At 59.2% G+C, this 22,106-nt stretch carries 19 protein-coding genes; 8 read left to right on the top strand and 11 right to left on the bottom strand.

The genetic code is table 11. From position 1 onward, the window contains the following. The first annotated feature begins 889 nt into the window (after positions 1-889). Positions 890-1,189: a hypothetical protein gene (locus U5G49_RS17475; protein WP_018243373.1), complete on the top strand. Its 300-nt coding sequence runs from the start codon at positions 890-892 to the stop codon at positions 1,187-1,189. A 151-nt stretch (positions 1,190-1,340) separates the two neighbouring features. Here U5G49_RS17475 and U5G49_RS17470 read toward each other — a convergent pair whose 3' ends face one another. Beyond that, entirely contained in the window at positions 1,341-1,997 is a 657-nt protein-coding gene (locus U5G49_RS17470; RefSeq protein WP_193444982.1) for a sugar transferase, read from the bottom strand. Positions 1,998-2,449: 452 nt separating this feature from the next. Here U5G49_RS17470 and U5G49_RS17465 point away from each other — a divergent pair, with 452 nt between their 5' ends. Beyond that, entirely contained in the window at positions 2,450-3,202 is a 753-nt protein-coding gene (locus tag U5G49_RS17465; RefSeq protein ID WP_128400601.1) for a Crp/Fnr family transcriptional regulator, read from the top strand. Positions 3,203-3,390: 188 nt separating this feature from the next. On the opposite strand, the gene U5G49_RS17460 is transcribed toward U5G49_RS17465, so the two are convergent. Continuing rightward, positions 3,391-4,413: a glycosyltransferase family 2 protein gene (locus tag U5G49_RS17460; protein ID WP_193444983.1), complete on the bottom strand. Its 1,023-nt coding sequence runs from the start codon at positions 4,411-4,413 to the stop codon at positions 3,391-3,393. Between the two features lie 132 nt (positions 4,414-4,545). After that, a complete protein-coding gene (locus U5G49_RS17455) occupies positions 4,546-5,457 on the bottom strand; it encodes a glycosyltransferase family 8 protein (RefSeq protein ID WP_193444984.1) in 912 nt (303 codons plus the stop codon). A gap of 305 nt (positions 5,458-5,762) precedes the next feature. Here U5G49_RS17455 and U5G49_RS17450 point away from each other — a divergent pair, with 305 nt between their 5' ends. After that, positions 5,763-6,062, top strand: a complete 300-nt coding sequence (locus U5G49_RS17450) for a hypothetical protein (RefSeq protein ID WP_026188511.1) — start codon at positions 5,763-5,765, stop codon at positions 6,060-6,062. Between the two features lie 188 nt (positions 6,063-6,250). Here the strand turns inward: U5G49_RS17450 and U5G49_RS17445 are convergent, their stop codons facing one another. From U5G49_RS17445 to U5G49_RS17425, 5 genes are all read right to left on the bottom strand, one after another. Next, positions 6,251-7,720 carry a hypothetical protein gene (locus U5G49_RS17445; protein WP_193444986.1) on the bottom strand — a complete coding sequence of 490 codons (1,470 nt, stop codon included), beginning with the start codon at positions 7,718-7,720 and terminating at the stop codon, positions 6,251-6,253. 125 nt (positions 7,721-7,845) lie between these two features. Then, a complete protein-coding gene (locus U5G49_RS17440) occupies positions 7,846-9,231 on the bottom strand; it encodes a polysaccharide biosynthesis/export family protein (protein ID WP_112904841.1) in 1,386 nt (461 codons plus the stop codon). Positions 9,232-9,237: 6 nt separating this feature from the next. Beyond that, positions 9,238-10,257 (bottom strand): glycosyltransferase family 2 protein, encoded by a 1,020-nt coding sequence (locus U5G49_RS17435; protein ID WP_193444987.1) that lies wholly within the window; start codon positions 10,255-10,257, stop codon positions 9,238-9,240. Next, positions 10,254-12,008 carry a GumC family protein gene (locus tag U5G49_RS17430; RefSeq protein WP_130717672.1) on the bottom strand — a complete coding sequence of 585 codons (1,755 nt, stop codon included), beginning with the start codon at positions 12,006-12,008 and terminating at the stop codon, positions 10,254-10,256. Before U5G49_RS17430 ends, U5G49_RS17435 begins: the two co-directional genes overlap by 4 nt. A 120-nt stretch (positions 12,009-12,128) precedes the next feature. Next, on the bottom strand, positions 12,129-12,830 hold the full coding sequence (locus U5G49_RS17425) for a sugar transferase (protein ID WP_018446932.1): 702 nt from the start codon (positions 12,828-12,830) through the stop codon (positions 12,129-12,131). A gap of 470 nt (positions 12,831-13,300) precedes the next feature. On the opposite strand from U5G49_RS17425, the gene U5G49_RS17420 reads away from it, so the two are divergent. The 5 genes from U5G49_RS17420 to U5G49_RS17400 all read left to right on the top strand — a co-directional run bounded on the left by U5G49_RS17420 (position 13,301) and on the right by U5G49_RS17400 (position 19,063). After that, positions 13,301-14,038: a Crp/Fnr family transcriptional regulator gene (locus U5G49_RS17420; protein ID WP_112904837.1), complete on the top strand. Its 738-nt coding sequence runs from the start codon at positions 13,301-13,303 to the stop codon at positions 14,036-14,038. Next, a complete protein-coding gene (locus U5G49_RS17415) occupies positions 14,035-15,384 on the top strand; it encodes a glycosyltransferase family 4 protein (RefSeq protein WP_193444988.1) in 1,350 nt (449 codons plus the stop codon). Before U5G49_RS17420 ends, U5G49_RS17415 begins: the two co-directional genes overlap by 4 nt. After that, the gene (locus U5G49_RS17410) at positions 15,381-16,625 is read left to right on the top strand and encodes a glycosyltransferase family 4 protein (RefSeq protein WP_047619003.1); all 1,245 of its coding nucleotides are present in this window, start codon (positions 15,381-15,383) and stop codon (positions 16,623-16,625) included. The genes U5G49_RS17415 and U5G49_RS17410 overlap by 4 nt, the downstream gene beginning before the upstream one ends. 78 nt (positions 16,626-16,703) lie before the next feature. Further along, the gene (locus U5G49_RS17405; RefSeq protein WP_168300147.1) at positions 16,704-18,185 is read left to right on the top strand and encodes a lipopolysaccharide biosynthesis protein; all 1,482 of its coding nucleotides are present in this window, start codon (positions 16,704-16,706) and stop codon (positions 18,183-18,185) included. A gap of 50 nt (positions 18,186-18,235) precedes the next feature. Further along, positions 18,236-19,063 carry a glycoside hydrolase family 16 protein gene (locus U5G49_RS17400; RefSeq protein WP_112904825.1) on the top strand — a complete coding sequence of 276 codons (828 nt, stop codon included), beginning with the start codon at positions 18,236-18,238 and terminating at the stop codon, positions 19,061-19,063. A 25-nt stretch (positions 19,064-19,088) separates the two neighbouring features. Here U5G49_RS17400 and U5G49_RS17395 read toward each other — a convergent pair whose 3' ends face one another. From U5G49_RS17395 to U5G49_RS17385, 3 genes are read right to left on the bottom strand one after another with little or no spacing between them, the layout of a single operon-like run. Next, on the bottom strand, positions 19,089-20,162 hold the full coding sequence (locus U5G49_RS17395) for an ABC transporter ATP-binding protein (protein ID WP_193444989.1): 1,074 nt from the start codon (positions 20,160-20,162) through the stop codon (positions 19,089-19,091). Then, entirely contained in the window at positions 20,159-21,088 is a 930-nt protein-coding gene (locus tag U5G49_RS17390; RefSeq protein ID WP_193444990.1) for a PfkB family carbohydrate kinase, read from the bottom strand. The genes U5G49_RS17395 and U5G49_RS17390 overlap by 4 nt, the downstream gene beginning before the upstream one ends. After that, positions 21,089-22,105, bottom strand: a complete 1,017-nt coding sequence (locus U5G49_RS17385) for an SIS domain-containing protein (protein WP_193444991.1) — start codon at positions 22,103-22,105, stop codon at positions 21,089-21,091. Position 22,106: the final 1 nt, after the last annotated feature.

Below are 22,106 nucleotides of genomic sequence, written 5' to 3'. Positions count from 1 at the left end.
CAAAGAGGTCAGCAGGGCTCGCCATCGCCGCGAGCCCTGTTTTGTTGTTGCCTGTCCCATCACCACTGATGAACACCCGGTCCGTCATAGGGGCCGAGTTCTGTGTAGGCTGTTACCCACCCTGAGACCGTCGATGTCACATGCTTGCCGGGAAAGCGTAACCCCGACCGTGGCGAGCGCATATGCGCTCATCCTAGAGCCTTTCCTGGTCAGATTGCAGCATTCTGTTGGCTCAAACGGAGTCGGATGGTCGAGCGGCCGGCGCGCGTCGTAGCCAAGCTCTACGGCCAAGCCGGCCGGTCGATCAGCCGGCCCGTTTCAGCCAACCCTCCCGCAGATTTGCCGGGCAAATCTGCAAGACTTTAGAATCGCCGGACGCACCTATTGCTTCGCATGGCGAAGCAGTGCGGCCGGTGGGCCGGGCATCTTTGCGCCAGGATCAGAGGCGATCGGCTCGGACGTACCAAAAGGTATGCCCTTCGCCAATCGCCTCTGGCCTGACGAAAACCTGCTCCGGCAGAATGCTTCAAGCTGACCAGGAAAGGCTCTAGACCTATGACTAAACTTATTTTTTCGGAAAAAATGAATGTTCAGTTCGGCAAGAGAATGCCGTAACCGCATCACCGGCTTCTGTATAAGCCTTCGATGCCTAAATCTTTCCAGCCGCTATATCCATGAATTTCTTGGTTTTTGACGATGGAGTGGCCGTGGCGGATGAATAGTCGAATATTCTCCGGCGTGGCTCAGCCGAGTTATTGGGCGGGTGTTAGCAATATTTTAACCGTAATGGATAAAATACTTTGATCGGACTTCGTTCTGACTTTGGGTTTTGTCATGTCATTGAGGGCTGACGGTGGCTTGAAGGAGGTGTGAAGAGAGGAACGGAATAATGCTGAACAGCACGCTCATCGTGGTTGCCGTCTCCATCGCCGCCGGAGCGACCATTCGCGCTTGGGCCTTTGCAACCTTCGCATTTCTGGTGGTCGCGGCCTTGGGCGCCGTGACCCTGCTAAAAGGTTCCTCCTTGACGGAAGCGATCGTTTCTTGCCTCGAAGTGCTTGTGTTGATGGAGATATGCTATCTGGCGGGTCTATTCGCCTTCTCATTGTGGGGGCATATTCAAAAGCGCCGGAAAAAGAACTCCATCGCCGATCGCTCCCATGTCACAGGCAAGCGTCCTCATGGATGATGACTGAGGCGGCAGGATGCCCGGTGTTTGCGCTATGTCAGGATGTCTAAAGGGCGGCGCAATCTTTCAGATTTGTTCCTCACGCTTTAGATCTTTATTTCCAACGCATGTCGCTATCGCAAAACCGCTGCACGCTTTTGCGCGACATGCTTTAGGAGTCCACCCTGGGCAGTAGGGCCTGCCGGGACAGCAGGGCGGAGAGTGTTTTTGCCATGATCGCAAAATCCAGCGCGAGCGTCCATTTGGACAGATACTCGACGTCGAGGGAAACTCTATTCTGATTGCTGACGTCGTTGCGCCCGCTGGTCTGCCAATGGCCAGTCAGGCCGGGGCGGACGGCCATGTAGGCGTAAGCATGTTCACCGTAACGCGACAGCTCTTCTTTGGTTATGGCGTGGGGCCCGACGAGGCTCATTTGACCCAGCAACACGTTGATCAATTGCGGAAGCTTGTCGAGGCTCGATCGTCTCAAAATACCGCCGACGACAGTGACCTGCGCTTTGGCCGTTGCGTCGGCTCTTATCGTACGAAACTCGAGGCAACCAAACTCTTTTCCCTTATAACCGAGCCGACGATGGGAATTGAATACAGGCCCCCAATCACTTAGCGTTATGATGACTGCCACCGACAGAAGGAGCGGCGACAAAAGGAATAAGACACTTGCCGCAATGATGATGTCCAATGCACGCTTCACAATTCTGCTGATCCTATGGGATTGTGACGAATTGAATGGACGCCTTTCCTGTCGAGCCCTGGCGAAATCCCGCCAAGGTTTGGTTGGGTTGACGCCCTGATTTTTTCCCGCCATCCGCGTCTCCGTTAGACAAACCCCAGAAATCACAGCCAAAGCTTGTTTTAGCGCAAGTTTGATGTCTGTGACCGAGGTCATAATCTTCAATAAATTCTTTATACTCTAAAGAAATTCTTTTGACTATTTAAAATATTGCCTTTGTTATTGAAATATATAACGGAGGATTCATTCAGATTTATTTTATATTCTTATATTACTATTGTATTTGTTAACTTATTCTACGGGTAAGCAATTGTCATAAATTGTATAAAAACCGTCGCGCAGCTTCTAGGAGTTTCTTGTGATAGAATTCGATATGGATTTTATTATATATAAATGTGAGGAGTCGTCATAATTATGTATAGTTTAAACACGAGATTTTTATTTTATTACTGTTTGACTTTATAATCTAACGCATTACGAATGTCGCTCAAGACAGTAAATCAATTAGTCTGCGTGGAGTTGCGCGTATGGACGGGGCGATTAGCATCAGAGACAACAGGACTAGAGGAAGCGCGGCGCGAATAGGCGAGGCGGTTACTTGCGGGCCTCTTGGCATTGTTTACGGCGGCCGGGCCGATTTGGATCACGAGTTTCCGTTTTGCCGCTCAAGTATTCGAAAGTTTCGCCGCGGTGAGGTTATTGCCAGCGCCGGTGTCCTCATCGACATGTTCGCCCGCGTACAGCGCGGCATGGTGAGCGCAAGCACGCCGCTTGCCGATGGACGAGAGTTCATCGTCGAAATCATTCCTAAAGGTGGCTTGATCGGCGAATTGGAGGTGCTGCGCAAGCAGTCTCTCAGCCTGGAATATCGAGCCTCCTCGGACTGCGAACTGCATTACTTCGACGGTCGATTGCTGCGGGACTTGTGTGCGAACGATCCGCAATTTCAGGTGAAGATCCTGTCGAAGGCACTGGCGCGTGTTTCCGAACTCGAGCTGCGGATCATTTCCAACGCCGGATCGAGTCTAAGGCAGAGACTGGCCCGGACGCTGCTGCGTCTTTCTGCCTTGTACAGAATGGATGCGCAGAATAGCGGCGACGAGTTGATCATCTCCCAACATGACCTGGCCGCGACGCTGCCGGCGTCGCGTGAGAAGGTCAACCAATGCCTGCGGCGTTTGCGCGAGAGCAAAGTGGTCGACGGGACACAGGGCAAAATCCGCATTCTCAATCGGAAGGCGCTGGAGGCCTACGCTGAGGGTGTGACGTCCCTCGCTTGAGACGTCGCGGTGATAAAAACAAAAGAGCAGAAAGCCTCAACAGAACCCGCCACCGGCGGGTTCTGTGTTTGAATGGCTGTGGGTGTTGATAATCGGACGAAGCAGGGCTGAAAGACCAAATTGGCGTTTTACGTCCATATCTTAGTGACGTTTTGCCCAAACGGCCGCGCAATTTTGCGCGACATGCTCTAGATTTCGCTCTCGGAAGCATTCCTCCAGTATTTCCACCCTTCACCCTGTATGAGCCCGTGATCGGACAGGTCCTTCCAGCTTCTGTAGGTGCCCGTATCGTCATAGACGAAGTCATCCATGTCCTTGCCCGAGGAGTATACGGTGTATTCCTCCGTATGTTGGGACAGGTGTGCCGCGTCGGCAACCTTGTGCACGAAGGTCGACAGGAACTTGAAATGCAGAAGGGCGCCGGATACGCCGAGCGCTCCGCGCATGTCGCCCAAATTCAGGGAGAGTGGCCAGACCTGGTGCGATGATTTGAGAAACAGACGTTCACCCGCCACATAGACGAGAGGTATCTTGTTAAGCGCGGGGCCGTCCCAGAGCCGGTCGTGGAAATAGACCCTCCCGCGAACGCCGCCCTTGATCCATATTGTCCCGTTGCGTTCGTCGAAGTGCGCGACATATCCGGATCGGTCGAAGAGATTGCAGACCTCGAGCGGGTCGCGACCGGGTTCGCAGATGTTTTCAAGAACGGGATGCGGGCTGTACATGTCGATCATGACCGAGCGGAGGGAGTGGCCGCCCATGGAATCGATATAGGCGGTCAATTGATCGATCGGCCGGGTGTCGCAATGCGGATAGACCAGAAACTCGTCTGCATCGACATACAGGACCCACTTCTCCCGGCAGTGCCGGTTGATGACTTCGTTGATCCAGTCGTTTCCGAATCTCGCCGCCTTGTAGGACCCATGAGCCGAAAGAAGAGAGACATCGTCGAAGCTGGACAGCAACTCAGCCGTGCCGTCGGTCGAGCCGTTATCGATGCAGATGAAGTGCTCGAAACCGAGATCACGATAATACTGCAGGAAGAAGGCCAGCCGGTGCCCTTCGTCGCGGATGACGCAGATGACGACGTGGCGCGCCTGCTTGAGCCCACTGCGCAGCAGGTCGTAGCGAACCTGCCGTGCCTTGAGCGACCGGCGCAGGCGGGCTTTCACGTAATGTGAGATACTGGCGGCGGAAGCCCTATAACTCATATTCTGTCCTGAACATTATCCATTCCTGGAATGAATGGATGAATACTTGCGCTTCCGTCTGCAAATCCACGGCTCGACCGGCGACGCTGAGTTCAGTCACGCGGACATTCGGGTCGGACCAACCATACATCATCATACTGCGTAATCGCCAACCAGCAGGCTCTGGACCCGAGGATTGGATCCGTCTTTCTCAATTGCGTGTTCGATGCGTGCCCGTATCGACCTGTATTTATACAGCATCTTACGGTCGAAGCTTATTCCGCGATACAGCGAGTTGTAAATCGGATGTGCTTTGCGCAGGTCGACGTAGACCTGGCTTTCCTTATCGGTCCATGGAAAGAAGGTTCCGTGCCATGGCTTCGGATGCGCCATATAATGGACGATCGACAAGGAGGACATGTTCACCAGATGAAGGAACTGTTTGGGAAAATTCCAGCGGTTCGATACGAGGATGAGCGATGAACCGCAGACATAATTCAATGCGCCCTGATCATGTTTGCCCTCGCAGGCCTCGGGATTTCTAGCAAAAAGCTCAAGCGCCTCCTGCCCGATCCAGCCGTTGCGATGGAATTTCAGGACTCCCGCGTTGAAATAGTGGCTGCTGTTTCCAGTATCGAGGAAGTCATGGATCGCCGTATAGTCGCGCGCCGCGAAAAACCGGCCCTCTGGCACCGTGGCGCTTTCGAACGCACCGAGATCGCTGACGATCTGGGTATCACCGTCGAGGTAGATGATCTGAGTATAATTGTCAGGCAGGATCTCGCAAAGGACCAGCTTGGCCATCGTGCTGACGCTGATGCGTCCCTGGAAATGCGAACTGTCGAGCTTGCCGAGCGAATCCTGCAGCGCTTCGGTCGCATCGATCAGTATGACACTGCTCCTTGCAAGCAAGGCTTTCAGCTCCTCGAAATTATCGAGATGTTCCGACAAGAGGACGCAGACATCGGTCGCGGGGCTTGCGAATTTGCGAGCCTGAAGCGCCGAGAGAATAGTCGGAAATGAATACTCCACATCCGTGACGTAGACGACGCACTGATTGTTCATGTCATCACCCTTCCGATTGTCCGCAATACAAATGAATCGGCATTGTCTTTCCAGTCGAGGGAACCGTTGTGAATTGCGCTGACGGGTCTGTCATATGAAGGCCCTGTTCGGTATATATAGCCGGCGTCCAGACCGGTGGAGCTGAATCGGTGTCTGGCTGCCGGCGCTTTTGTGTGTTTCATTGTTGAGATATTCGCCATGAAGAGTGCCTTGCCTGTGACAGGGCTGTGTTTCGACATCTTGTTTCGCGGTACGACGATTGGTGCCGGGACCCTTGTCGGAATGCGGAGGGAAGGGGGATTGTCATGCTGATCACCGCGCTCGTGGCAACCGTGATTTCGATCGCTGCCGGGGCTGCCATCCGCGCCTGGGCTTTCGCAATTTTTGCATTCCTCGTGGCAATCGGCTTCGGTAGCGTGGCTTTTGCCGACGGGTCTTCGGTGACCGTGGGCGCGCTCTCCGGTATCGCCATCCTCGCGCTCATGGAAATCGGCTATCTGGCAGGCGCGTTCCTGTCGGGGCTTTTGCGGCGTAGTGCCAGGCTGCGGGAAAACAATTCCGTCGCAGATAGCGTCGCGACCACCACTGAGCGCCCGCAAGGCTGATGTTGGCATAGAACCTGCAGCATATCCTCGTGCGGATGACCTTGCCGGAGCGCGTTCGTCCGAAAGGCCGCTTTTACAGGCGATCCTTGAAAGACGCGGCGCGGTCAGCCGACGTCGACCCGGTGCCGACACGCCGATGGCTTGACGAGATCGCCATCCCGCGCGATGGCTGAGCTTCACGGCGGGCCTCATCGTGTTGAAAACATCGGCGCTCTCGGCAGAGATGTCGATGTCTCCAGTGGGGTTCGGTTGGCAAGCGATCGGTTTGCGCGCCGTGGCGCGATATTGGTTGCCGCCAGGCAGCCGGCCGCCAGACCCGCCGTCGTGCTGAACAGCAAGCCGAGATCGGTACCGCTTCCCGATATCGCCGCCGAGGCGACCTGCGCGATGGATGCCATAACCGCAGCGTTTCCGATCGCGCGGATCTCCCGATCGCCTGACATATGCCGGCCGGAGGCTCTCACAAGGCTGTACAGGAAGGCGGCGAAGAGAAGAGTGCCGGTCAATCCGACATTGGAGAGCAATGCAGCGATGAAGCTCGAGGCTCGAACCGTGCCGAGCCCGGCGCCGAAGGTGGCTGTATCGACGAATGCGATCAATGCCAGCGTGTTCCAGGCAGTGCGTTCTTCGCCGGATTGCGATTGAAGCTTGTCCGACAAGGTGGTGTTCACCAGGCCGGCGATGGAATCCCACGCATCGGGGACAAGGCTTAGCGCGACGATCCCGCAGGGAATCAAGAACAGCGTGATCACCAGGAGTGTCACGTGCGGGGTCGTGGCCGGGCCGCTGATCAGTCGTTTCAAGCAATACAGCACGAGCATGCAGACAACGAAGATGCCGGCGATATAGGCGGTTGTCGACGTGCAAAGGACGATCGTCGGGCCGATGAAAAGCGTTGCAAGTCCGGCCATACGGCTTTGGACGCGCTCCAGCCAAAGCATGAGCGTGAAGGAAAAATAGGCCAATGCGACCGCGCCATAAGTGCTTGCTTCGGGGAACGGACCGACGATGCGTTTGAAGCCGCTGATCGTCTCGGCCGTATGCATCGTATAATTCGCATTTCTGATGACATCGAGCAGGTAGGACTGGTCGGTCAGAAACGTTCCGATATCGATCAACGCCAGGGCAAAACAGGCGATCGAGGCCACGATCAACTGCAGTGCGATGAAACGGGCATAGCCGAGCCTGGTAAGCCCCGAGACGACGGCAAAGCAGGCGAGGTCGCCGAGCAGATAGACGGACTGGCTGAGATTGGACGAACCCGGCGACAGGGGAGCGGCCACCGTCGACATCATGCCCGTGGCGTCTCGTGCAGAGGAGTAGACGAGGGTCGCCCCTGCAAAGATGCGGGGCAAAAAGAAGGACGATGCCACGGAAAACAGGATGTAGGCGGCAAACCAGAAACCGGGACCCGGATAGGCGATGCTGGCCAGCATGGCCTGTGTTTGAGCCGGGCGCAGCAGGGCGGCGGCCACGAGAAAAAGCACCAGAAGATGGCTCGGCTGGATGCTGCTGCCGCCGAGCGCGGGCAATTGGAGAGCCGCTGCGGCCCCCAGCAGCGTCGACAGGCAAAGGGTCGCAATCGCAAAACGTGCGCCGTTGACCATGCCAAGCAGGCCAAGCAGCAGAACGATGAAACCGATCGGTTCTATCGACATGCTTCAAATCCCGATCCGGACGGCGAGCGGCCGAGGCATCGGTTTTGCCGAAGACCGGCATCCGCCTTTCGGCGCGATGCTTGAGGCGCAAGTCGCCAGCTGTCGTCGATGGTCACAACCGCCCCCTAATTCGATCCCGTCTGGGATATCCAGCCGGGAGCCGCCTGATTATCGCCTGCCACATTCGACAGCGGGACGGTCGAGGTTTGCTGCTGCGGCGCGGACTGCAACTGCAGCGGAGGCGACGGCGTCTGAAGGTCCGTATCGATGCCGATTTCGACGACATCATGCGGCCGCAAGGTGGTCGTCTCGTCCGCCTCGATGTTGCGATAAGTCCCGTCTTCGTTGCGACGCACGATCCTGTAGTTCTTTTGCGCTCTGCCAAGACCCGGCGTTTCCGTATTCATCTGAGCGAGCTGCGCGCTGTAGCCAGCCTGCTCGCCCAGAAGCTGGGCCACCTGGATGTCGATCGCCGCCCTGCCGATCGCGAGATTGACCTGGTTCAGCAGCTCCTGGTTTTCACTGTTCTGCCGATTGACGATATTGATCTTCGAACGATCGGCTTCGCTGAGCCCCTGGCGAGCCGTGGTGAGGGCGACTTCGAGATCGATCAGGGTGCCTTGCGCATCCGCGACCCCGCGGTCGACCGAGACCTGACGGGAATTGCTGACCAGGCCCTTGCTCACCAAGCTGTTGACATTATCCAGTTCCTTTTGCGCGAGGTCGATCTGCCGCTTTTGCGAATTGATCTTGGCCTCGAGCGACTGGACCTGCTGGCCGTAGAGACGGGTGAGGTCGCTCGCCGCATCGATCTGGCTTTCGATATCGACACGTCGCAGCCGCATCAGGTTCAATTCCTGCGCCTTCAGCTTGTCTACATCGGGCGTTCCGGCGAGCTCGGCAGGGATCTCGAAACTCTGTTCGCCGGAGATCTCGGCGCGCAACCGCGCCTGACGCATCAGAAGATCGCGTCGGTTGAGAATGGCCGTTCGATAGGCTCCGGCAGCCTGGATCCGGTCGCGCTCGAAGACGGTATTCTCCTCGCGCTCCCGAAGGAAGCCGCCGGCGATGCTGACGGCCTTCATGACCGTCATATCGGCTTCAAAGGCATAACGCCCGGGGTTCTGCACGGTCCCGGTTACGAAGATCGGCGCATGCTGGGCAATTTCCACGGCGATGAACGGCTTTCCCGGCAGTTCCGCCTTTTCGGAGAGCGCAGTGGCGATCGCATCGGAAACCTGTTCCGTTGTCTTGCCAATCGCCTGCACCTGTCCGGCGATCGGGATTGCCAGATTGCCGGCATCATCGACTGTATATGTCCCGCCGAGTGCTTCCCAGCTGGCATATCGGGAATCCGACGATCGCCATTCGACGACACGCAGTCTCACCTGATCTTCCGGCACGAGGGTATAGTTTTCCGCATGGGCGACGCTCCAGCCGGTCACGCAGGAAAATGCCAGCAAGGCAAGGGCGGCGGAGATGAGGCGATCGGACAAGGATGTGCGCTGCATTGTCTGCTATCTCCGTTTCGTTGCGATCGACGGCGAAGGCATCTCGCGCGGCGAGGGATTGCCGAATTCGAGAATGCGGGACGGAGAGGCGCGGCCGACAAGAAGATCGGACAGCGCTAGCAAATTGCCCTTCAAACGCCCCCAGCGGTCGATCAAGCGATCATTGAACAATAGGCCCCGCGTATTCGCCAGGATGTTACGGCCGATCTGCGCAACGGCACGGCCCTTCGACATCGTGCCCTTGCGGATCAGGTAGACAGGATTGGCAACCTGCGAATAGCCGAGTCTTCGGCCGGGCTGGCGTCCGGATCTGACGCCGAGATGCACCCCGCGGGCGCCTTCGACACGTACCGACCTGCCGTAGCGGGCGATGGACCGGCTGAAATCTACATCCTCGAGCCAGCCGTAGAGCGGCAGTTGTTCATCAAAGGCCAGCGCGTGCTCGAGAATGGGTGAAAGGCGAACCGCCATGTTGCATCCGTAGGCGTTATACACTTCCGTCACCTGCTCGGCCCCTTCGGCCGCAGTTTCAAGAACTTGCAGGGCGTTTGACATGCTGAGGCCGCCGTCGAGGATGCCATCGGCCAGAACTTCACCGGTGGCGATCGCCACGTCGGGGTTTGCCGCAAAGACAGCCGCCATCCGCGACAGGAAGGTCGCGGCAGGAATGAAGTCGTCATCCAGGAAGATCAGCACATCCGTATCGGCGGCGGCCTGGATGATCCTGTTGCGCTGAGAGGTCAGGCCGCGGCTGCCGACGATGACTTCAACATCAAGGCGCTCGGTGAGCCCGGCGGCGTCGTCGATCGCGGGCACGCAGACGATCAGCCGCTCGGGCTGGTCCGGCAGGGTGGTCAGATAATCGATCGTCTCCCGCAGTATCGAGGGGCGGCCTGCCGAGGCGATCCCCACGGCCATTCGCAACGGGCGGTTCGCGCGCTCAGCCATGGCTTCAGCGCCGCAAGGAACAGGCGCCGGCCCGATCCGGCCGTCCTGCCTGGTTGCTTCTGCCGAAGGCAAGGTCATGAGTGCATTCTTTCCGGTGCATGGTTGATGACTGCGCCGAGGATTTCCGCGCCGACATTGCGCAGGGTGTCTATGACGCGCAGGGTGTCGTCGATCGAGGTGCGTCCGTGCGAGGTGACGACGAGGACACCGTCCAGCTCCGGCGCGATCGCATTGGCATCCGGCGAAGCAGAGAATGCGGAAATGTCGATGAATATGGCGTCGAACTCCTTTTTCAGGTCGGCGAAGCTCAACTGCGTGCGGCGGGAACTCAGGCGAATGGCCGGCGTCACTGCTTCGACCTTGCCGAGGGGGAGGAATTTCAGTGTCGAAGTGAGGGGCAATGCCGCCGTCTGGATCAGTTCGCCATTGTCGAGAACATCGACGAGGCCTGTGGAACTATGGGGCGCGATCGATTTGCTGAGTGACGACTTCTGCGCGGCCGCATCGATCAGCAGCGTGTGAGCCCCTGATCTCGACGACAGCACTGCAAGTTCGCATGCTATGGTCGAGGCTCCGCTGCCTGGATCAACGGCGACGATTCCAATGACGACCCGGCGTTTGCGTCGAAGACCGACGACCGTCGCGCTCAGTTCCGCCATGCCCGGAATAACAGGATAGGCGGCTGTGCTGCTGCTGCCGGTACCGGCGGGGAGGAAACGCGCAGGGAGATGGGTCTTCCTCGATGTCGCCAGCAAAGTGACAAAGGGCAGCCCACTGGCTTCAGCGATCTGATGAGGGCGGATGATCCGGCGATCGCCGACGTGCCTTATCATGGCGAGTGCCAAGCCGACGCCAAGACCAACCGCCGCCGCAAAGGCGATGATGAGCGTGCTGCGCGGTCTGGCTTTCGAAAGAGGCAGCGTGGCCCGCGAGACGATCGTGGCATCGGACACCGGGTAGGTGATGCGCTGCCGGGCTTCCGTTAGCTGGTTCAAGGTATTTTCATAGAGGCTGCGGCGGGCATCCGTTGCGCTCTGCAGCTCCGCAAGCTTGAACTGATCGCGCGGGTTGCTCGTGAAGCTGGCCAGGGCGCTGGCAGCCTCGGCCAGTCCACGCTGCTGCTCGCTTACGAATCTTTCCAGCCATTCGCTATATTGCCGGGAAGCATTGGCCTTCATGGCGATATTCTTCTGGATATATTGCCTGGCGAGCATATCGGCGATGTCGACGGCCCTCTGAGGGGTCGACGCAGCCGCCGAGATCTCGATGATCGTCGAACTCCCGACCCGGCGTATTCCTATCATGTTCAGCAGCGTGGCGATCGCCCGATCCTGGATCCGCTCGTCCTCCGCGTGCGGTTGTGCTTGACGCGGCCCTGTGCCTGCCGCTTCCTGCGATTCCGTATCCGGTTCAGAAGAAATCCCCATCAACCAGTTCTTTGCCCTATCCTGCAGCGAAGGCGTCTGATCGACAAAGTCAGGATCGGTATCGAGACCAAGTGCCCTTACCGTTCCGCCGACGACATCGCTGGATCTGGCAATCTCCAGCTGTCCCTCTATGAACGCGTCTTCCGCGAAAGCCCTCTGCGCTTCAGAGCCGCTCACCTGGGGGACAATCAAAAGTTGCGTGCTGGCAACGAAAGTCGGGTCGGCGGTCAGCACGTAGGTCCCGGCCATTGCGAGGAAGGCAAAAGTTGTCGCCAGAACCCATAGCCAGCGCATTCTGAGAAAGAAAAGCATATCCCGCAAGGTCAGCGGGGAGTTCCCGCCGGGAGCTGCGGCAGCCAGAGGTATCGGCGAAACGCCGCTGAAGATCGTGCTGGAGGTCATGTCGTCCTAATCCAAAATGGCGAGATCACGGAGTAACCAGGTAGTGGCAGCTTGGAGGGGACGGAGGGAGCAGCATATCTTCCGATTTCAGTCATGATCGGCAGCTCTCCCCTTGCATGCTCAGTACGAGCCACGTTGCGAAAACAGAGCGGGAATGGTCTTGGCAATGATGACGAAGTCCCGGCCGAGCGACCAGTTGTCGAGATAGTGAACGTCGAGGGAAACCCGGTACTCGTAACTGACATCATTGCGCCCGCTGGTCTGCCAGTGACCGGTCAGGCCCGGGCGCACGGCCATGTAGGCCCATACATGTTCGCCGTAGCGCGGCAATTCCTCGGCGGTGATCGGCCGGGGGCCGACAAGGCTCATTTCGCCACGCACGATATTGATCAGTTGGGGCAGCTCGTCGATGCTCGAGCGCCGCAGAATCTCGCCGACTGCCGTGATCCTCGGATCGTCCTTCAGCTTGCGTGTCGCTTCCCATTCGCTTCGCGCAATCGGGTTGTTTTGCAGCAATTCGGCAAGCTGAGCACTCGCATCGGTCTTCATCGTGCGAAACTTGAGGCATCCGAACGGTGCTCCGCCGACGCCGATGCGCGTATGGGAATAGAAGACCGGGCCGCGGTCGCTTATCTTCACGATCACCGCGACGATCAACAGAAGCGGGGAAAGCAGGATCAGTGCAATGATCGCGATGAGAAGGTCTATCGCGCGCTTCGACGATCTGCCTGCCGCACGAGGCAGGGACGAATGGAGATCGCCGCCTTTCGCGGACCGTCCGACACGCGACCAGGCCTCGAAACTATGTGCTTCCCATGTCATCAGTGATCTCCAAAATATTCCGATTAAGAACCATTCAAAGTTTGCTGCGCCGCACTCTTGTTGTCTGTTACCAAGGTCATAATCCTTAATAAATTCTTTATGCTACTAAACGGCATTCGAGAATTCCGACTAGTCCTCGATGGCCTCTTTTCATTGCAAATGCCAATCTAACCTACTTCGAGGTGAAAATCCGCAGGTATTCATTTATATTTTTGATATCCACATTTCTATTATTGCTTATTTTTAACTCATGAAGACTTTTTAATAAGCACCTGTCTTCAATCGTACAATCTATCTTCGATTCCGTCGAGATTTTGATTTCGATTGCTGATGTATTTTTGTTTTCAACTAAATGTAGACTTGATCTTTACGCTATCTCTCTGGGATGTTATTTGACACCCACATTAAGACAATATAAATGATGCAGTGCAGCATTTCCTATGGTTATTCGAGTACTCGGAGTTATGCTCATGGATGGGGCGACACACGCATCAGCTCGCAGGGCCGGCCTCGGCAAGACGGCGATATCGGCTAACGGCAGCATTCATCTCAACAGCCGCATCGTCATCGACGACGAATTTCTTTCCTGCCGGTCGAGCGTCCGGCGTTTCCGGCGCGGCGAGGTCATCGCCGGGGCCGGCGTCCTCGTCGATACCTTCGCTCGCGTGCATTCGGGGGTGGTCAGCGCCAGCACGATGCTGCCCGACGGCAGGGAATTCATCGTCGAGATCATTCCGAAATCCGGCCTCATCGGCGAGCTCGAGGTTCTGCGCAGGCAGACGTTGAGTCTCGAATACCGAGCCGGTTCCAACTGCGAACTGCATTTCTTCGAAGGCCGGCTGCTGCGCGACATGTACGCCAGCGATCCCTGCTTTCGCGAAAAGGTCTTCTCCAGGGCGCTGGCGCGTATTTCAGAGCTCGAACTCCGGATCATTGCAAATGCGGCGTCGAGCCTGCAATCGAGGCTGGCCAGCACGCTGCTGCGGCTCTCCGCTGTTTACGGAAAAGATGCGGCAAACAGCGGGGACGAACTGATCATCTCGCAAAATGACCTGGCCGCAACGCTGCCGGCGTCTCGCGAGAAGGTCAATCAATGCCTGCGGCGCCTGCGGGAAAGCAAGATCATCGACGGGGGGCAGGGCAAGATCCGCATTCTCAACCGCAAGGCGTTGGAGGCCTGTGCCAACGGCGCGGTTTCGGTGAAGTGATGCGCCCATCGCTTCCCGGGGTTCTCCGATCTGCCACAAGCGTCGGCCGCTTTCCCGGCCCCGGCACGACAAAGATCGATCGCGTGGTCATCATCGACGACTATTCGGTGGCCAGAGGCGGTGCGACGGCGCTGGCGGTGCTGTCCGCCAAGCTTTTTCGGGGGCTCGACATCCCCGTGACCTATATTTGCGGGGATGACGCCGCCAATGCGGAGCTTGTCGCCATCGGAGTCTCAATGGTCGGGCTGAACAGCCGCGACCTGCTCAGCGCCGAGCGTGCGAAGGCTTTCGTGACCGGCATTCACAATGGCGCCGCCGTTCGTATGGTCGCGAACTGGATTGCCGCAGAGGACACCGCCAATACCGTCTACCATGTCCATGGCTGGCACCAGATCCTGTCTCCCGCGATTTTCAAGGCGCTGGTGCCGGTCGCCAGACGATGCGTGGCTCACGCGCATGATTTCTTCACGGCCTGCCCCAACGGCGCCTTCTTCGACTATCAGGCGCAGGAAATCTGCCTTCGACGCCCGCTCGGCGGAAGCTGCATCGCGACGGCCTGCGACAAGAGAAGTTATTCGCACAAATTGTGGCGGGTTGCCCGCGGCTCCAATATCCTCCGGCTGCTGAAGGATCAGGCCGATTTCGGCCGGATCATCCTGCTGCACGAGAAGATGGCCGGCTTTCTCGTCGGCGCCGGATATCGGCCCGAACGGCTGACGACGATCCGCAATCCCGTCGCTCCGCTATCCATCAAACGCATCGAGGCGGAGGCCAATGAGGAGTTCGTCTTCATCGGGCGGTTGGATGAGGAGAAGGGCATTGAGGACGCCGTGGCCGCCACGCGCAAAGCCGGCGTCAAGCTCTGCGTGATCGGGGACGGGCCGCTGATGCCGCTGGTCGCAGCTTCGGGAGATCACGTCAGGGCCGTGGGCTGGCAGTCGCATGCGGAGATCGGCCCGACCATCCGCAAGGCGCGCGCCCTGTTGATGCCGTCGCGCTATCCCGAGCCGTTCGGCCTCGTCGCTATCGAAGCGGCCAGGAGCGGTCTGCCCGTCATCATGTCGCGCAGCGCCTTTCTCGCCGAAGAAATGCAAAGAGCCGGCATGGCGCTTGCCTGCGATACGGCTGACGAAAGCGCCTTTGCCGATACTTTGACGAGATTTGGCCAAATGCCGGCGCATGAGGTCCGCGCCATGAGCGAGCGGGCTTTCCGGCTGTCGCCGGATCTCGCCTCGACACACGAGGAATGGCGCGACGCGCTTCTTGCCGAATACCAAAGCCTGATTTCGACGAATGCGGTTCCCGAGCTGACAGACGGTGTGGCGATACAAGGAGTATTGAGTTGACTCTTAAAGCAACAACCTCTCTTCCCGACGCGAGAGCATTTCTCGGCGATGCGCCGGTGATGGCGAAAAGACGTGTCACGGAGGCCGGAGGCGCGAGCGATACCAAGCAGCTTCGTGTCGCCATCGTGCATTATTGGCTGGTTTCGATGCGCGGCGGCGAGAAAGTCGTCGAAGAGCTGTGCCGCATGTTTCCGCAGGCCGACATCTTCACCCTCGTCTGCAACCGGGATCGCATTAGCGATTTTCTGAAGACGCGGAACATCCGCACGTCCTTCCTGCAGAAGATCCCCGGCGCGCAACGGCATTATACCAAGATGCTGCCGCTGATGCCCTTCGCGCTCGAGCAGTTCGATCTGCAGGACTACGATCTCGTTCTGTCGAGCGAATCCGGACCCGCCAAGGGCATCATCACGCGCGCCGACGCGCTGCATGTCTGCTACTGCCACTCGCCGATGCGCTATATCTGGGATCAGTTCCATGTCTATCGTCATGGCCTGCCCTGGGTGGGTCGCGCCTTGATGTCGATCACTGCGCCCATGCTGCGCGCCTGGGACGTGACGACGTCCTCGCGGGTCGATGTGTTCGTTGCCAATTCCGATTATGTCGCAAGCCGCATCCGCCGCTTCTACGACCGGGAATCCATCGTCATCCATCCGCCCGTTGCGACTGACGATTTTGCGGTGGGGAAGGGAAAAGGCGAATTCTATCTCTATGCGGGACAGCTGACTACTTACAAGCGGCCGGATATTGCCGTTCGTGCCTGCACCGAGGCCGGGCGGAAGCTGGTCGTGATCGGCGAGGGAGAGCAATTGGCTTATCTGAAGTCGATCGCCGGACCGACCGTTGAGTTTCTCGGCCATCAGCCCTTCAACGTTCTGCGCGACCACCTGTCGCGATGCCGCGCCCTGTTGTTTCCGGGCACGGAGGATTTCGGCATCCTTCCGGTGGAAGCCATGGCGTCAGGGCGGCCGGTCCTGGCTTTCGACGCCGGCGGCGCCAGAGAAACCGTTTCCTCGCCGCAGGTCGGGTTTCGCTTCGGGCAGCAGACCACGGAAGCTCTGTTGGAAACGATGGCGGCGTTCGAAGAGGTGGAGGACGACATCGATCCGCATGCAATCCGTGCGCACTCGCTGAAATTTTCTTCCGCCGTGTTCCGCGACCGTCTGTCCGGTCTCATCGAGCAACAACTGTCCACCCATGGCGACCGATCCGCCGACGTCTTCAGAAGACGGCCGGGCTGATGGGAAGGACGGAGCTGCCTGTCTTGCCGCTGCGACCGAAACCGTCTCAATCCGCTGACGAGGAATAGAAGATAGATCATGTCAAGCGTATCTCAGAGGACGGCGACGGCGAGTATCTGGACCATCAGCGGAAAATTCCTGGCGCGACTGCTCGATTTCGTCAGCCTCCTGATCCTCGCACGGCTTTTGAGCCCAGCGGATTTCGGCCTGGTCGCCATCGCGACCTCGGTCCTGGTCATCGTCGAGACAATCCTGGACCTGCCGCTGACGCAGGCCCTGATGCGCCAGCCGTCGCCTTCGGACGATATGTTTGCCACGGCCCTTACCCTCAGCCTGCTTCGAGGCGTGGCTATCAGCACGCTGATGATGATCATCTCCTGGCCGATGGCTTTGATCTATGACGATTCCCGGCTTTTCTCTCTTGTCGCCGTGCTCTCCATCGCGCCTGCCATGCGCAGTGTGATCAGCCCGCGCATGGTTCTCTTCATGCAGCGGTTCGATTTCAAACGCGAGTTCGCACTCGATCTCATCACCAAGGGGTCGACGCTGCTATTCGGTGTCGGGGTGGCGGTCGCGACCGGCAGCTATTGGGGGCTGGCGATCGGCGCGGTTGCAGGCCCGACCGCCGCGGCGGTCACCTCCTATGTCTTTGCGCCGATGCGACCGAGGTTCAGCCTTTCCGAGTGGAAGCACTTTCAGGACATGATCAGCTGGAACACCGTCTCGCAGGTGCTGAGTTCGATCAACTGGCAACTGGACCGGCTGCTTTTGCCGCGCTTTACCGGTTTGTCGACGTTCGGCGCCTTCAGCGTCGCCGACAATATCGCCGGTATTCCATACCAGACCTTCGTCGGGCCATTGTTGCGCCCGCTGATGGCGGCATTCTCGACCGTCGACGACCGTCGTAATCTGATCGCTGCCTATCTGAAGGCGACGAACGCGATCACCTTCGTCGCAGCGCCCATCCTCATCGCGCTCGCCCTTCTTGCCGAGCCGGCCGTGCGGATCATCGTCGGCGAGAAATGGGCATCCGCCGCGCCGATTCTGCAATGGCTGTGCATCGTCAGTTTGCTCGGTCTTCCCACGAACATGATGCCGCCATTGGCTATGGTGTTGAACAAAACCCGCTATCTCGCTCTCCGGATGTTTGCCGAGTTCGCTGTCAGGGTTCCGGTCACCATCCTGGGCATTGCCTATTTTCAGGTGGCAGGAGCACTGGGCGCGCGGATCGTGGCGGTGCTTGTCGCCTATGCCGCATCGCTCATCATCACGCGACGGCTGATCGGCGCGACGTTTGCCGCTCAGTTGCACGCCTTTTTACGGCCTCTGGCCGCAAGCTTGCCGATGATCGCTTTCCTGCTGTGGATCGAGCCGATGCTCTCCGCCATGCCTGTCGGCCTCAACCTTGTCGTCAGCCTGGCGCTTTGCGGCGGGGCGGCAGTAGCGATCTTCTGGGCCTTCGCGTTGCTGCTGTGGCAGATTCTGGGAAGGCCCGACGGCATCGAGACCATTGTCGTCCAAAGGCTCATGCCGCGACGAAACGGGGTTCTCACCTTTTGATCGAGACAAGTGTAGTCCAACGATTGGTTTGGCGTTTTCGGAGGAGCAGAATGCGTTACGGGATATCTTCTAAGGCCCTGGGTTTGTTCATCGTTCTCGGTCTGGGGGCGTTGCCCGGCCAGCCCAGCGTGGCTCAGCAACCACTCAATATCAATGCGTATCAGCTAACGTTCGAGGAGAGTTTCGACAGTCTCGACGTCTCGGCCTGGGGAGAGAGAAGCTCCCGCTGGATCGCCCATACGCCCTGGAACGGCGATTTCGGTGACGCCCGTTTCACTGATCCGGCCCCCGGCTTTCCGTTTACCACCGATCAGGGAATTCTGAAGATCGAAGCGCGCAAGGAGGCCGATGGAACCTGGCGCTCGGGCCTGTTGTCGTCGGTGAACCCGAAAGGCGAAGGATTCTCGCAGCAATTCGGTTATTTCGAAGCACGGATGAAGCTGCCGCCGGGCAAGGGCGTCTGGCCAGCCTTCTGGCTCATCGGGCTCGACCGGTCGAAATACACCTCCGAGATCGACGTTCTGGAATATTATGGACGCGCGCCCTACGAATTCAGTATGGGCTTTCATATCTGGCGTCAGAGCCAGGGCGGCCAGAACACCACTGGTGGCCATTGGCAAACCGTCCAGGACGGAATTCTGAACAGCGAATACCACACCTACGGCGTCGATATCCAAGCTGACAAGACGAGCTTTTATCTCGACCGTCAGTTCATCTGGAGCTTCGACACGCCGAAGGAGTTCCACATGCCGTTCTATCCGCTGGTGAACCTGGCACTCGGCTCGGGTTGGCCGATCGATGAAACGCCCAATCCTTCCATTCTGCTTGTCGACTATATTCACGTCTACCAGCGCAAGCCCACCGACGCGGCAAATTGAAAAGCCGGGGATAGCCGTTCCGTCGCTAACGGCCGCAGCTGAGGCCGGTTTGCGGGTCGAAGAGATGCATTGCTTCCTCGTCGAAAAAGAGGGTGAGCTTTTCGTTGTCGCGGATTGGCGTGCGTGGCGGCAGGCAGGCCATCAGGCGCTGATTTCCGGCAAGGGCGGTGACGACGAGTTCCGGGCCGGTCAGCTCTGCCACCTCAAGGATTGCCTCGATCGATGGGCCGGTGCCGTCTGTGCGAAGCGCCTCGGGACGAATGCCGAGGATCAGTTCGCGGTCATTGCCGGCCATCTCGCGGAAGCGGGCGGGCAGGGGCAGGCTGGCATCGGAGCCTGAAAGCGCCAGGCGGCCGTCACGCACCGTTGCCTTCAGCAGGTTCATCGGCGGCGCGCCGACGAAGGTCGCGACATAGAGCGTTGCCGGATGGTTGTAGATCTCCTCCGGCGTGCCCAGCTGCTCGATGCGGCCGTCGCGCATGACGGCGATGCGGCTTGCAAGCGTCATTGCCTCGATCTGGTCATGGGTGACATAGACGACCGTGGTCTTCAGCATCTGATGCAGCCGCTTGATCTCGGTGCGCATCTCCATGCGCAGCTTGGCGTCAAGGTTGGAGAGCGGCTCGTCGAAGAGGAATACCTCAGGCTTGCGCACCAGCGCACGGCCGATCGCGACGCGCTGGCGCTGGCCGCCGGAAAGCTGGCTCGGCTTGCGGTCGAGGAGATTTTCGATCTGCAGGAGCTTTGCGGCATCGCGCACGGCATTGTCGCGCTCCGGCGCCGGCACCTTGCGCATTTCCAGGCCGAAGCCGATGTTCCGGTGCACCGTCAGATTGGGATAGAGCGCGTAGGATTGAAAGACCATGGCGATATCGCGATCCTTTGGATGCACGCTGAGCACCGAGCGGCCGCCGATCCTGACATCGCCGCTCGTCGCCTCGGCAAGGCCGGCGATGATGTTCAGCAGGGTGGATTTGCCGCAGCCGGAGGAGCCGAGCAGCACCAGGAACTCGCCGCTTTCCAACGAGATGTCGATACCTTTCAGCGTGTCGACATCGCCATAGGTCTTGCGGATGTTCTGAATTTCGAGCGCGCTCATCGCACAGGCTCCTCGGGAGATGACGGGCCGCCATAGTTGCGGGGAAGGGTGGATATGGCGCGCGAGGCGACTGCGGTTCCCGCCTGCAGGCAAGAAATCAGCGGCTCATCGCTTGCGAGCGCGGCGAGAAAGGCGGCGTTGAAGACATCGCCGGCGCCGATCGTATCGACGACCTCGACGACGGGTGCAGCCACCGAAACCAGCAGGCCGTCCGGCCCGATCGCGAGAGCGCCGTCCGGGCCGCGCTTGACGACGATGATCGCACCCTCCGGCATATGCGACCTGATGTGACGAGCCGCCTCGACCGGATCGGCAATGTCGGCAAGTGTCGTCGATTCGACCTCGTTCAGCAGCGCGATACCGCTGCGAGAGAGCCATGCGCGTGTCGCTGCGCAATTCTCGTCTGTCCAGCCGTCGAGCGGCCAGCCGGTATCGAGCGCGACGGTGATGCCATGGCTGTCGGCCCAGTCGAAGAAGGCGTCATAATCCGCTGTCAGGTCATCGGTCAGGAACGAGCCGCAGAGAAGGGCGTAGCCGCCCTGCAGCCTAGCGCCGTCGATGACCGCGAAGACATCTGCCAGGCTGAAGCGCGGCAGGTGGCCTTTTGTCGTGAAGAAGGTGCGCTCGCCGTCCGGGTGGGTGATGCCGACGGAGAGCGTCGTTTTCTCAGGACGTACCGGCCACTTGTCGGAACGGTGGCCGAAGGCTTCGCTCAGCCAGCGGCCGAACTGGTCACGGCCGATATTGGCGGCGATCTCGAATTCGACACCAAGCGCTTGCCAGGCGAGCGCGCTGTTGCCGGCAGCTCCGCCGACCCGTAACTCATCATGATCGACGATGATTTCCGTCCCGGCCTTTGGCCAGGGGGCGGCCGGTCCAAGGATCAGGTCGATGTTGACGTTGCCGATGACTGCAAGCGGCCGCATTCATTCGCTCCGGGTGATCTTGGTGGAGCGGACCGGCGTTCCGGCATTCTCCACGCGGGCGTCGGCAAAGGCGATCATCAGCCGCTGGGCGACCGGCAGCATGGCGAAGATCGCAGCAAGACCGGTTGCCCGGGCGAATCGGATCGTCACAGCGCCGGCGACCGACGCTTCGCCCGAGGCGTCGAAAAGGATGACGGGGGCGCCGGTCTCGACAGCGGATGTCGCCATTGCAGTCACCAGGCCGGCCGTCTCGTCGAAGCCGCGGAACAGCACGACGCCAATCTCCGGCCCCAGCATTTCCATCGGCCCGTGGCGCAACTGGCCGCCTTCGAGCGAGAAGCAGGGACGGCGCGACAGTTCCGTCAATCCGAGCGCAAGCGCCTCAGCGATACCCTGCAGCCGGCGGCCTGACGTGACGATGGTCGCGACATTTTGGAGCGCGGTGAGCGCGGCGGCGATGTCATGGTCTTCCGGCGCCTTGAGGGCGGCAATCGCGGCGTCTGGATCTTCGCCGAGGGCGGCGAGGATTGCCAAATGCAGGGCGAAGGTCACCGTCAGGCTCCGGGTCGCGGCGAAGGCAAGCTCGGTGCCGCCGGCGCCAATGAGTGACGGGGCGATTCTCGCGAGGAAGGAGTTGCCTTCGAGCGTCAGGCCGAAGGCCTCCTCCGTGCCGCCGGTTTCGTTGAACCATCGCAGAACCTCGGCGCTTTCGCCGGATTGCGAGGTGACGAAGATCGTCCTGCCGGCGATCGGCAACGGCTGGCCGAGCTGCTCGGACAGCGGCAAGGCGAGGGCATCGATGCCGCGTGCACGGTAGAGCGGCTCGACGGCGCGGTTGACGGCGTGCGAACCGCCCATGCCGATGAGCAGCAGCCTGCCGGTCTTCTTCAGCGAGGCGGCGGCCTTCGCCGCCATCGGCTGGGCCGCTTCATAGGAAGCGATCGCATCGGCATGTTGGCGGGCCATTTCGCGATCGATCGCGGCAAGCCCGGCCGGCCGGGTTCTTTCTGCTGTCATG

Origin of the sequence: Rhizobium indigoferae (assembly GCF_034554815.1) — a bacterium.
GTDB classification, from domain to species: Bacteria; Pseudomonadota; Alphaproteobacteria; order Rhizobiales; family Rhizobiaceae; genus Rhizobium; species Rhizobium leguminosarum.
This window is presented reverse-complemented; position numbering and strand designations above follow the sequence as displayed.

Coding starts and splice junctions, on each gene's coding strand:
- U5G49_RS17445 (WP_193444986.1), bottom strand. CDS start 7,720: ATGTCGATAGAACCGATCGGTTTCATCGTTCTGCTGCTTGGCCTGCTT.
- U5G49_RS17455 (WP_193444984.1), bottom strand. CDS start 5,457: ATGAACAATCAGTGCGTCGTCTACGTCACGGATGTGGAGTATTCATTT.
- U5G49_RS17450 (WP_026188511.1), top strand. CDS start 5,763: ATGCTGATCACCGCGCTCGTGGCAACCGTGATTTCGATCGCTGCCGGG.
- U5G49_RS17420 (WP_112904837.1), top strand. CDS start 13,301: ATGGATGGGGCGACACACGCATCAGCTCGCAGGGCCGGCCTCGGCAAG.
- U5G49_RS17435 (WP_193444987.1), bottom strand. CDS start 10,257: ATGACCTTGCCTTCGGCAGAAGCAACCAGGCAGGACGGCCGGATCGGG.
- U5G49_RS17395 (WP_193444989.1), bottom strand. CDS start 20,162: ATGAGCGCGCTCGAAATTCAGAACATCCGCAAGACCTATGGCGATGTC.
- U5G49_RS17475 (WP_018243373.1), top strand. CDS start 890: ATGCTGAACAGCACGCTCATCGTGGTTGCCGTCTCCATCGCCGCCGGA.
- U5G49_RS17425 (WP_018446932.1), bottom strand. CDS start 12,830: ATGACATGGGAAGCACATAGTTTCGAGGCCTGGTCGCGTGTCGGACGG.
- U5G49_RS17440 (WP_112904841.1), bottom strand. CDS start 9,231: ATGCAGCGCACATCCTTGTCCGATCGCCTCATCTCCGCCGCCCTTGCC.
- U5G49_RS17400 (WP_112904825.1), top strand. CDS start 18,236: ATGCGTTACGGGATATCTTCTAAGGCCCTGGGTTTGTTCATCGTTCTC.
- U5G49_RS17405 (WP_168300147.1), top strand. CDS start 16,704: ATGTCAAGCGTATCTCAGAGGACGGCGACGGCGAGTATCTGGACCATC.
- U5G49_RS17390 (WP_193444990.1), bottom strand. CDS start 21,088: ATGCGGCCGCTTGCAGTCATCGGCAACGTCAACATCGACCTGATCCTT.
- U5G49_RS17460 (WP_193444983.1), bottom strand. CDS start 4,413: ATGAGTTATAGGGCTTCCGCCGCCAGTATCTCACATTACGTGAAAGCC.
- U5G49_RS17465 (WP_128400601.1), top strand. CDS start 2,450: ATGGACGGGGCGATTAGCATCAGAGACAACAGGACTAGAGGAAGCGCG.
- U5G49_RS17385 (WP_193444991.1), bottom strand. CDS start 22,105: ATGACAGCAGAAAGAACCCGGCCGGCCGGGCTTGCCGCGATCGATCGC.
- U5G49_RS17430 (WP_130717672.1), bottom strand. CDS start 12,008: ATGACCTCCAGCACGATCTTCAGCGGCGTTTCGCCGATACCTCTGGCT.
- U5G49_RS17470 (WP_193444982.1), bottom strand. CDS start 1,997: ATGGCGGGAAAAAATCAGGGCGTCAACCCAACCAAACCTTGGCGGGAT.